General features: G+C 58.3%; 7 protein-coding genes and 1 pseudogene. 5 read left to right on the forward strand and 3 right to left on the reverse strand.

Annotated features, from left to right (window positions below; genetic code table 11):
* Nucleotides 1-155: 155 nt before the first annotated feature.
* The 3 genes and pseudogenes from ACI77I_RS15220 to ACI77I_RS15230 all read right to left on the reverse strand — a co-directional run.
* Nucleotides 156-4,847, reverse strand: a complete 4,692-nt coding sequence (locus ACI77I_RS15220; protein ID WP_406997872.1) for a toxin — start codon at nt 4,845-4,847, stop codon at nt 156-158.
* Between the two features lie 162 nt (nt 4,848-5,009).
* Nucleotides 5,010-6,371, reverse strand: coding sequence for a hypothetical protein (locus ACI77I_RS15225; protein WP_406997873.1), 1,362 nt, complete (start codon nt 6,369-6,371; stop codon nt 5,010-5,012).
* 109 nt (nt 6,372-6,480) lie between these two features.
* A pseudogene (locus ACI77I_RS15230) lies at nt 6,481-6,720 on the reverse strand (hypothetical protein); the annotation flags it as partial.
* Between the two features lie 11 nt (nt 6,721-6,731).
* On the opposite strand from ACI77I_RS15230, the gene ACI77I_RS15235 reads away from it, so the two are divergent.
* The 5 genes from ACI77I_RS15235 (at nt 6,732) to ACI77I_RS15255 (ending at nt 9,212) form a co-directional block, all read left to right on the forward strand.
* Entirely contained in the window at nt 6,732-7,187 is a 456-nt protein-coding gene (locus ACI77I_RS15235; protein ID WP_406997874.1) for a VOC family protein, read from the forward strand.
* 68 nt (nt 7,188-7,255) lie between these two features.
* On the forward strand, nt 7,256-7,621 hold the full coding sequence (locus ACI77I_RS15240) for a LysE family translocator (protein WP_406997875.1): 366 nt from the start codon (nt 7,256-7,258) through the stop codon (nt 7,619-7,621).
* Nucleotides 7,622-7,688: 67 nt separating this feature from the next.
* The gene (locus ACI77I_RS15245; protein WP_242151317.1) at nt 7,689-8,099 is read left to right on the forward strand and encodes a hypothetical protein; all 411 of its coding nucleotides are present in this window, start codon (nt 7,689-7,691) and stop codon (nt 8,097-8,099) included.
* Between the two features lie 17 nt (nt 8,100-8,116).
* Nucleotides 8,117-8,812 carry a DUF1963 domain-containing protein gene (locus tag ACI77I_RS15250; protein ID WP_094952127.1) on the forward strand — a complete coding sequence of 232 codons (696 nt, stop codon included), beginning with the start codon at nt 8,117-8,119 and terminating at the stop codon, nt 8,810-8,812.
* A gap of 49 nt (nt 8,813-8,861) precedes the next feature.
* Nucleotides 8,862-9,212, forward strand: a complete 351-nt coding sequence (locus ACI77I_RS15255; RefSeq protein ID WP_094952126.1) for a hypothetical protein — start codon at nt 8,862-8,864, stop codon at nt 9,210-9,212.
* The last annotated feature ends 117 nt before the right edge of the window (nt 9,213-9,329 follow it).

Genomic DNA, 9,329 nt, shown 5'->3' on the forward strand with positions numbered 1-9,329 from the left:
CCACTACCGGGCCCCCATGGTAGACCGGTATGCACATCGACGGGCTGTTTTCAGCTCAACGCCTCAGTTGCTTATCAAACAGACAGCGCCACATCGACGGTTAAAAAGCCCTGCCCGCACAAGATGCAGGGCCAGGGCCAAAGTGGGTCAAGCGATTAGAAGGCGGGTAACATGCCCTTTCCTGCCTTGAGGGCGAAGATCAATTGCCCAAGGGTATCGAAACGTCTGGTTTTCAAATCATCCCAACGATCAATAAACAAACGCCCATCGACATCAACTTGAATAGGCGTGGAGACAATTCCCCCCGTCCTGGCTCGGTGGAGCAGATTAGTGTGCGCCGCAGAAGGCCGCTCAATCAGAAAGTCGCCGCTCTCCCTCAACCGTGAGCGCAACGACGTCGTCGAGGGGACGGCTGTCATGTTCAGTTCGGTTTTGAGTGCTTGAACCACGTCCTCCATCAACAAGTAACGTTGCTCGTTCAACCGTGGAAAGTTCTCAATATAGAACTGCCCCACATTGTCCATTTTTATCGGATGAGAAATGATTTCTCGGTTTTCGGAAAGACGCATCAGCGTGGCCTGGTTCACTGCAGGCCGTTCAATCAGGAAGTCGCCGATATTTTTCAGCCGTGCGCCTGGCTGGGTCTTAGTAGAGGCGGCGGTCAAACGCGTGTGTGCCTTGAGGGCCTCGTTCACGTGTTCAAACATGAAGAAACGTTGATCCTTCAACTGCGGCCAACGCTCAACAAAAAACTGGCCCTTATCGTCAATTTGAATGGGGGTGGAAACAATCTCTCCGTTGTCGGCACGGTGGAGCACATTGGCCTCGCCTAATGACGGCCGCTTGATCAGGAAGTCGTCAATATTTCTCAGCCACGTGCGATCCGTTTGGGCCGGGGGCAGCGGTGGAGAGCTGCCGGCAATCGCGACGTCTATCTTGAAGTCACTGCGCACGGCTACGCTGCCGGAGCTGCCTATCCCGCCTTCGAGGATTTCCCATCCGCCCCGGTGCAACGGGCGTGCGTTGCTGGGGGCGACATCGCGTACCGTCAAGCTGACCGCATCCTGCAATTGCGCGATACCCGGTACACCATGGACGCTATCGAGGTGGCCGCTGCCCATGAGCGCTACCCACTTATGGGGGCCCACTGCAGCCTGGTCAGCCTTGATCACCTCATTGGCGAAATAGCTGAAAACGTTATAGCGGCCGTGAACCGCCTCCATACCTCGGGTGTGATAACTGGCTGTGCAATCGAGTGCTCGGACGCGCACTCCGGCCTTGTTAGCGGCCTTGACCACATGGGTATACGTGTTGTCACCCCGATAACGGCCCATATGGCCAGCATCTTGTGCGCTCAGATAACGCTGCAGGTTTTTCGGCATTTTCGCCGTTTTATAAAAGGTGTCCAACTCGGCCTGATGCAGATCGGTCAGCAGGTGCTCCATGTACAGGGTTTTGACGCCCTGCGCTTTGAACCGCTGCATGTGTTTGATCAGGGCCTGTTTGCTCGATTGATGAGCGTGGCCTTCGCCGATGACAAGGCCCAACTTTTGTTTATACAGTTTCTCGATAAACGCCTCTTCAGTGGTCGCCGTGGCGAGGTCGGTGAAATCGGCGCGTACCGGTGGGGTGTAAGCGGCAAATGCGTCTCTGGCGGTTTTATCCAAGCGATTGCGAGTGCTCCTGAAAGCGCCGAACGCCAATACATCTGGGCTTTCGGCAGTGAAGCCATATCGGGTATCCAGGGCGTTTTGCGAGTAGACCATTTCGTCCAAGTTGGGTTTATGGATCGCGGGCAGATCAAACGCCGTGTAGTGGGACGGGGCAAGCGGCACCGGCACTGCCGTTGAGGGGCCGGCCGTCGGCACCGTTTGTGACGCTGCTGCCATTGTCAGCTTGTAGTCACCCCGGGCCAGCTGGGCGGCAGAACTATCGGGCAGGACGCCCACGGCCTGGCCCGGGGCAACGTCATCAACACGCAGGACGACGACATTTTGCAAGTCGCCCAGCCCCGGCAGTTCGTCGACACTCCCTACGCGGTTGTGATCGACCAGGGCGATCCAACCTTCATCGGCTTTTTGGGTCGCAAGGGCTTTGTGCGAATAAAAATTTCTGAGTTTGCCACTGCGCGGGATAAATCGTTGTGCATCAGAGAGCGCCAACACATGCTCCATATGATAGGAACTCGACGCGTCCACACCCTCGATGGCGACTTTGTGCTTGTGCGCTTCCAGCATCAGTTTGCGGAAGGTAAAGGGGGCATCTGCCTCCCAGCCTAGCGCCTTGTCGACCCGTGCCAGGTGGTCCTCGACGGTACTCAACGCGTGCGCAAGTTTGCCTTTGACTTCCCCGTTGATAATTCTAAGTTTGCTGCGAAAAACATCAGCCGGCAGGTTCTCGATGTACAAGCGTTTGAGCCCTAGCGCAGCCAATGCCTGAATGTCTTCGATCAGTAATTGCTTGCTGGCGACGCTGGCGTTGGGTGCGCCAATAATCAGCCCCTTCTTGAGGGAGAACAGGGCGGCAAGCACGCTGGAGGGGCTGGAATCTGGCGCCAGTACCGGCAAACCGGTGCGGGTCGGGCGTGCTGGCGGCGAGGCGTAGAATGCGTCTGCGTCCTGAACCAGCTGTTTCACTTGGTTGGGATAGCTGTCGCGTAGCGCCTGAAACGCCTCATAGGCCTCCACTCGTGCGCCTGTCGCAAGCACTTCGTCAGGATAGTCGACGAGGCTTTTGCGGAAATCCGGGTCGAGTGCCACTCTGAAATTTTTGCCTTGTACCGATGAAATCTCGTATTTGGCCAGGGGCTGCTCAGCGTCCTCATGAAGGGCCTGATACTTCCTGCGCCCTCCTCCCACCTCCCCAAAACGTACCCAACGCCCCTCGGCATTTTGGTTGACCAGACGCGAGGTTGAATGCATTTGCCCGGTAAGCGAATCGTAGCGATACAGCAGATGACGACCGATGGAATCCGGTGTGCTCTTTACCCAGAACGCCTTGGCGTCAAAGAGCACGGGGTTCATATCCCCAGGAATGCGAGGGTCGGACGCCTTAACCAGCGTGGCCAGTTTTGCCGCTTTAAGCGCCGGCCTGATCGACAATGCGTTAAACGGGCCTTTGAAGGCCGGGCGGACGTCGAACACCACCGCGCCGCCCAGGTTTGCCAGGTAGCCGATGAAGTGTTGCAGCGCGCCATCCTTGTCGCCCAGGTGGTAGGCGTTGATAGCAAGCATGGCGTCCTTGAACGCCAGCAGGCCACCCAGGCCCAGGCTCAAGGCAGGAAATGGGAGGGTGGCGATGGCGGTGACCTGCTCTACACACGTCCAGAGAACCCCCATGATCATGTCCGTGCGGTTGACCGTGGTGGCAACCACATCATCTATTTTGCGCTGCAAGACCATGTTGTACAGCTCGTGTCGCAGGTCTGCCAGGGGCGTGACAAGGGCTATCGGGTCATGACGTGCGGGGCTTGAGGTCGTGCGATCTATCGTCTCGGGCAACCCATCGCGGGCAGCCTTCAGAAAACTGCCGATCCGGGTCCTGGCTTTGACCGTCACTCGACCATGGAGATAGTCCGATACACCGTCGACTTTTTTCAGCCAGTAGTTGAACAGCTTAGCCTCACGCACGTCGATGCCATCGGGGGCGTTGGGGGTGTACAGCAGAACCGGGTTGTCAGCATGGCTGAACAGGTAATTGCCGATGACCCATTCGCCGTCAATCACCAGCCGATGGACCTTATAGGTATTGCGGGTCGCAACCGTGGTATCGCCAAGGCTGTCGATGGCGTGTTCCAGCCAGGTCAGGTCGACCCGGGCGATATGGCCGCGCAGGCAGCAGTCCAACGCCGCGTATTTCATCTGCAGTTGGTTAATCGCCAGGGTAGCGTTGCGCCGCTCGGTGTAACCGGGGCTGGTTGCGCTTTGCAACTTGTCGCGAACTTCTTCGGTATAACGCTGACCGATCCACACACCGGTCACCGCGCGGGAAACCTTTTGCGGAGTCAGGAGGCTAATGTCGAGCCCTTTCGGCCCGCTGAAGGTGGCCGAGGTCGAGAATTTAGGGTCAATGAAGCCGACGTTGTCCTTGTAGCCGTCTCTGTATAACTGGGTATAGGACATAGGCGCCGGCAGGCCGCCCACCAACGGCCAAGGCGCCGAAACGTACACGGTGTCCGGGTCAATATCATTCTCGCTACGGCCCAATAGCGTGTTCAGGCTGAGTTTGGCTTGCTCGTGCAGATAGGCGTTGAAGGTAATGAAGTTCGCTTCTGAATCCGGCCGGCTGTTATAGGCGTGCAAGGCACCCGCAGCATCCTCGCCAAGGCTGGTCAACCGGGTACGGTCTGGCGCCGAGGCAGAGCGGTACCACAGCGGGGTGCTGTATTCGTAGTCATCCAGCGCTGCGCTTTGCGAATGAACAACCATGGCCTCCAGGCAGACTGTATGGGTGCACAGAGTGCCGAATGTCACTTCCTCGTGTTCCTTCGCGTCGGGCTTGAAGCCCAGCCCGGCGAGGAACGTGCCCATCTTCGGGCGAAAACGCAGCGGGCATTGCGCAAGCAAGTAGTCGCTCATGGTCTGGCCGTTGTACCGGGTTTTGTCATCGGCCCAGTCGATGATATGGGTCTGGCATTCGCGCTCGCTCGTGAAGGCAAGGAACTGTTGCTCACGTGGCGAGCCGGGGGTGCACAACAGCAAGCGCTGGGGTTGGCCATCGGCATCCTCCTCACGCAATAACCACAGGTCTTTGAGTTGCGCGCCATGCAGCAGCACGGTCTGCGCACGCAAACGCGGGTTTGTGCCGGCTCGCAGGTCCTCGAACAACAGGTAGTTCGCCGGGTTCAAGTCGCCTCGTAACTTGGCGACATAAGCGAGCAACACCAGGCGTTGATCGAACAGGTGTAGGGCAGCCTGTTTGAATTCAGGTTTGCGCTGCATGGCTTTTTGCAGCGCCGCAAAGTCCAGGCGCGGTTGCAGGTCCGGTTCGCGAAGTATATCCAGCAGGCTTTACGCATTCAGCTCAGCATGACGGCCCTGCAGTGGTGCGCCCGCGTAGGTCAGGGCAGTGCTGGCCAGAAAGTCCGAGGCAGGCCGCTCATCACCGGTATGCAGCCCCGAATAGCTCAGCTGCGCCAGGTTGCGCTGCTGCTCGTAGATGCCGACGTAGGCAACGTTACGGCGGGTCGTGACTTGCAGGTTTTGCAGATCCAGGTCATGAATCTCCAGCTCCTCGTCCAGGTACTCGGTCAACTGATAAAGCGCCAAGGCCTGGGGCGAAGCGGCAGGCCCCAGCAGATCGATAAAGGTATTTCGGGCCTGGTTGTAACCTTGTATGAAACCACTCAGGGTTTGCTGGCTGATCGCGTCAGCGCTGCGATACCAATCAGGCAGGCTGTTGTACAAGCTTCGTTCCAACAGTTGTTGCTGCCTGAATGCCAGGCGTAACGACAAATCCGGGAGCGCAGCCTTTACCGCGTTGTCCAGTGCCAATTTGAGCAGCGCTGCGTCGTGCAACGGGTTGTCGACCAGGCTCAAGGCCAGGTCGACGTCCTGGCGGCGCTTATCGAGCATCGCGTTGTAGGTATGTTCGAACAGTGGCTCGCCTTCAATGGGCAGCAATTGCAGGGGCCAAATACCCGCTACGTCCAGCGCTTGGTAACGCACCGGCAAATAGCGGCAAAACTCTGCGTGGCCCGCCAGCAGCCCCAGGCTCGCCTTGAGACACTGGTCGAGCTCTGCCAGAGAATCGAAAGCCTCCAGGCCTCGGTTTGGGGTAAATAACAGGACCTGGCCAAGGTCCTCACCCGACGTCAGGTTATCCACCACAGGGCTGGATTTGCGCGTGAGCACAAAGGCCCCCGCAAATGTCACGATCGCGTCCTGGTAGCTGAAATTGAGCGAGTACATGCCGGGGCGAAAGGTCGGGCCTCGGGAGCAGTCTTCAATCATGCGTTGTTCGGTGGGAGACAGCAGATGGTCACGCACATCCAGCGTGGCCTGCTGTTCCAGCGCGCTGAGGCCGGCCGTGGAGGTCATGTAGCTCTTGCGGCCCAGACCGTCCACGGTGCTGGCTTCGTCAAGGCCTTGCAGGTGTGTGTTCAAATCGGTTTTGAGCGTGGCGAGCAGCGTCTGGCCGGCTGCCTGGGTGAGATCTGCCTGCGTCAATGCCTGGAACAAACTGCGTGATCGGTTCAACAGGACGTCGTTGGCGGTGATCAAGGTGGTGTTGAGCTTTTCCAACGCCAACAGTTCGGCTGGCAACTCCACGGGAAGCTTGGTTTGGGTACGCAACCCAGGGTCGATTTCAAGCAGGTGAGTGCGTATTTCTTGAAGCGTTGGTACCGCTGCAAGCGTGTTAGGCGTGCTCATGGGCACTGTCCTCAGGGTGATGGAATGAGCCATCAGCTTGAGGCGGGCTTTGGAGGTCACGGCGGTAGATATTCAATCTGCCGGTTAAAACCAACCCGACAGGCGTGCCCTACCGCTCAGCACTGCGTATCAGCGATCCAAAAAGCTCACCCTGCGGCATCTTGTGCAACGCAATACCCGCATTCTCAAACCACCCCTGCGCCACCACATCGCCGTTGCGATCCGTCGCAATGGTTGTATAAGGTGAAGCCGGGTCAGCTTCAGGGAAGTACGGCCCATCCTGATAAAACACGCTGTCAGGCTTGCCACCCCCCCGCACCGCCGCATCAGCAATACCCGCCACTCGCCAGGAGCCCTGCAATGGATTTAAAGTTCAGCCACGTCGACGTCTTGGTCGAGAACCTCGAAGAGGTGTGCGCCTACTACGCAAAGATTCTCAACGCCAAAATTTCCAAAACCCAGGTCTGGAATCGCGGCGGCCTGCAGGTACGTTTTGCGATTGCACTGATGGGCCAGGAGCGTTTCATGCTGGTTCAGCCATTGACGGGCAACTTGCGCGAGCTGTTGGACGCACACGGCGAAGGGATGATCTACCGGCATTGCTACACCACACCGGACATCGAAACGGCCTACGCCGAATTGATCGCCACCGGGGTGCAACCGGAGGATGAAAACGGCAAGCCGTTGACCCTTGAGGACCTGCGGTCGCCGGATGGGAAACGCATCATCTGGTTGCCCAAGCGCTTCGGGCATTTCTCTATCGAGATTCTGGAGGAGAAGGCGTTGGAGGCGTTTATCGAAGACGCATTCGCCTGAAACGGCGTTGCATTGAGCGCCGACATGGGGATTACTGTAAGCCGCGGCCTGTTCCGAGATAGCCCGCCATGTTTGAACTCGCCTCCCTCCTCACCTATGTCGCCGTGGTGATCGGTCTGTTCCTGATCCCCGGCCCTCGGTATTGCTGGTACTCACTCGCACGCTGCAAGGCGAGCGTAAGGTCGGCATCGCCACCGGGTTGGGGGGTGGCAACAGGCGACCTGATTCATACGCTGTGCGCGGCACTGGGTTTGTCGGCGATCTTGATGACCTCGGCGGCGGCGTTTAACGCAGTGAAGTGGGTGGGCGCGTCGTACCTGATTTATTTAGGCGTGCGGGCGTTTATGGCCAAAACCGGCACACACGCGTGGCTTGAACTGCCTGCGGTCACGCCACGCCAGGCGTTCTTCCAGGCTGCGTCGCTGGGAAGGTAAAATCATCGGCACGCTGTTTATGGGGCTGGGGCTGAAAGTGGCGTTTCAACAGCGATAGGACGGCACGATGAAGTTTCATGGTTTCGCACTCGGGCATATAGAAGTTGAGGTCGAGGGTCGGGCATGCGACCTGCACAATTTTTATGTTGCCCGCGCCATCCATTACGCCTTGGAAAAGCGCACGCTGTCACTGCGGTTTACGCGGCGAACCGAGGACTGGGTGCCGCCCGAAGAACCTCGGGAAATCACCGTCATGTTCCATGAAGTGAGTTACTTCTCGGCGACCGGGCGCCACGACAGCCCGCTCGAGGATGACACAGTGCTGCATGCGATCGGCATTGTGGCGCCCGATGCCGAGACGCAAGCGTTCTACCTCTCGGATACCTTTCCGGCAGACCATCATATTGTCGTGTGCTTCGCATCGGGCCTGACCTTACGGCTGCACGCCGTTGAGGCGCGGTGTGATATCCAGTGCTAAAGGAGTTTCACATCACCATGGAGATCAAAGACATCCAGCAGCGCCTGGCCCGACCTGCCCTCAAACTGATTGCCGGAGGTTTTCGCCCCTGCGGTGACGATGAAGAAAGCTGGCTTGGGAAGGTGTTTCTGTTCGCGCCTGACGAAGGGGTGCCGACCAACGACGCCGGGGAGCAGCTACTCCCCTATGCGCAGTTTTACTTGCCCGGCCTGCCCTTCCACTGCGCGGCGCTTGAAGGGGTTCGCGTACTGACGCTGTTTATGTCGGACCCATTTCCCGAGCACTTTGAGCCCATGGGAAACAACTGGCTGATCCGCGAATATAGCGCTGACGATGTGCTGGTGCGCAAGCCGCTACCGGTTGCGCACTCCTTCCTGAAACCCTTCCCATTGAAGGCGGAAGCTGTGCCGAAGGATTTTCCTTTGTGGGATGGCGGCGGCGTACCTGCTGATCTGGAGGATGAAATACTCAAGCTGGAACGAGCCGGCGAGATTCAAAGCTATTACGACGTGGTCACCCATACCTACGAACATAAAATCGGCGGCTACCCTTCGTTTTGCCAGTCGGGCGTCGACCCGGGCGCGGGCTTTGAGTTTGTGTTCCAGCTATCGTCTGACGCGAAAATAAACCTCAACGTCGTGGACAGCGGGAGCTTGATGTTCTGGAAGAACGTCGTCACTGGCGAATGGGCGCTTTACTATGACTTTTATTAAAAACACCCAAAAAACAGATGATTAAGCGCTAACTTATTGGAACCCCTTAATGCCTTCCCCAAAACGCGACATCGCCCGCCTCGAACGCCGCCTGGTCGCCACACTCACCGAAGCCTGTGAAACCGCCAAAGCCGAAATTCCAGGCTTCGACTGGCTGACCCACACCGTCGACTACGCCGCCTTCCCCCAAAGCCTGCGGGTGACCTGGGTGTTCGATACCCGCGCCAATCAGGACCACGCCCTGGCAACTGGCGCCGACCAACGCATGCGTGAGCTGACTGCGGCGGCGCTGCACGAGGCCGAGGTGACGGCGGTGAACATTGATCGCTGCGTGCGCTTCGACTCCGAGCAAGCATGCAGCGCCCAGCATGGCGGCGATTGGCGCCGACGCCTCGGTTGAGGGACGCGACGCTGTTCAACTGTGGGAGCTGGCTTGCTTTCGTGGCGAGCGGGCTTGCCGTAATGCCGTTCAGTTAAGCGCAGATCCCCTGTGGGAGCGGCGGTGCGACGATTCGAC

It is taken from the genome of Pseudomonas sp. D47 (assembly GCF_045447305.1).
Classification (GTDB): Bacteria; Pseudomonadota; Gammaproteobacteria; order Pseudomonadales; family Pseudomonadaceae; genus Aquipseudomonas.

Excerpts from the sequence above, each read along its gene's own strand:
- ACI77I_RS15250 (WP_094952127.1), top strand. The coding sequence starts at position 8,117 with ATGGAGATCAAAGACATCCAGCAGCGCCTGGCCCGACCTGCCCTCAAA.
- ACI77I_RS15225 (WP_406997873.1), bottom strand. The coding sequence starts at position 6,371 with ATGAGCACGCCTAACACGCTTGCAGCGGTACCAACGCTTCAAGAAATA.
- ACI77I_RS15240 (WP_406997875.1), top strand. The coding sequence starts at position 7,256 with ATGTTTGAACTCGCCTCCCTCCTCACCTATGTCGCCGTGGTGATCGGT.
- ACI77I_RS15245 (WP_242151317.1), top strand. The coding sequence starts at position 7,689 with ATGAAGTTTCATGGTTTCGCACTCGGGCATATAGAAGTTGAGGTCGAG.
- ACI77I_RS15255 (WP_094952126.1), top strand. The coding sequence starts at position 8,862 with ATGCCTTCCCCAAAACGCGACATCGCCCGCCTCGAACGCCGCCTGGTC.
- ACI77I_RS15235 (WP_406997874.1), top strand. The coding sequence starts at position 6,732 with ATGGATTTAAAGTTCAGCCACGTCGACGTCTTGGTCGAGAACCTCGAA.